Source organism: Erwinia sp. MYb416 (genome assembly GCF_037479575.1).
GTDB classification, from domain to species: domain Bacteria; phylum Pseudomonadota; class Gammaproteobacteria; order Enterobacterales; family Enterobacteriaceae; genus Erwinia; species Erwinia rhapontici.
This window is the reverse complement of sequence record NZ_JBBGYT010000037.1, coordinates 1-960: the sequence shown is the minus strand read 5'-3', so window position 1 is coordinate 960 and position 960 is coordinate 1. Positions and strand designations below refer to the sequence as shown.

The window sequence follows — 960 nt, the reverse complement described above, 5'->3', positions numbered from 1 at the left end:
GATAAAGGGGACATAAAAAATAACCCCACCAACAGCGTGCGGCAATAGCGCATACTCAGAAGCGGAACTCGCCGCCAACCATAATGCTGTTACGTTTCTCAAAGCCTACTTCAGTAATGACATTAAAATTACGGGTTAACTCGTACTGACCACCAACCAGTATATTCCAGGGAGACTGGAGGTGCTGTTTGACACGAAAGCGCCCCTCCTTGTCTTTATTAACGAAGTTAACCAGGCTAACCAAATTAGCAGGCATATGTAGGTTATTCAGATTACCGCCGAAATCCTGAGAAACATTCTGGTACATGCTGCCAACCCATAAGCTGGCGTGAGACACGGGAATAGAATATTTCGATGAACCAGGAACGGTAAAACGATAACCAACGCGCGGTGTAAACGTATAGGCGGTCGTATTACCGTCAAGGATATCGAAGTTCGTGCGGGTATAATTGAAATCCATGGTACCAAACCAGTTATGGTAGCCATAAGCCAGCGTTGTACCGGCACCATAAGTGGTTCCTTTGAATTTCAGGATAAAATCGATATCTGACATTTTTCCAATGACGGGAGCATCCACGGAAACAGTAGAGTTTGAACTCCCCCGGGTATGCCCGACAACCGCGTAAACATTTAAGAAAGGGAATAACCAGGTATCCAGTTTTGCTGTGTCAGTGAGGGATCTTTCCCGCGTGTGGCCGACATTGATTTTAAAAATATTCTGAGGGAGAGGGAAACCGAAAATTTTAAGTCCGGAAAAGTCGATACTATTAACTTTAATGTTCTGACGCATATTCATATGGTTATAGCCAATGCCATAAGGGTCAGGCAATTCATAGCCACGCTTGCGTATTTCCTCACCGAAAAAAGGCAACGGTCCTGTCGATGGGCCAAATAAGTCTGGGGATTTTGTCGCTTCTGCCTCTTTTTCTTTCTTCAAGTCGACATTATTATCTTTATAGT

General features: G+C 44.3%; 1 protein-coding gene. It reads right to left on the bottom strand.

Translation table 11 applies throughout. The features are described 5' to 3' along the window. Positions 1 to 55 precede the first annotated feature (55 nt). Positions 56 to 937, bottom strand: coding sequence for a hypothetical protein (locus WH277_RS00340; RefSeq protein WP_339503688.1), 882 nt, complete (start codon positions 935 to 937; stop codon positions 56 to 58). Between the last annotated feature and the right edge of the window lie 23 nt (positions 938 to 960).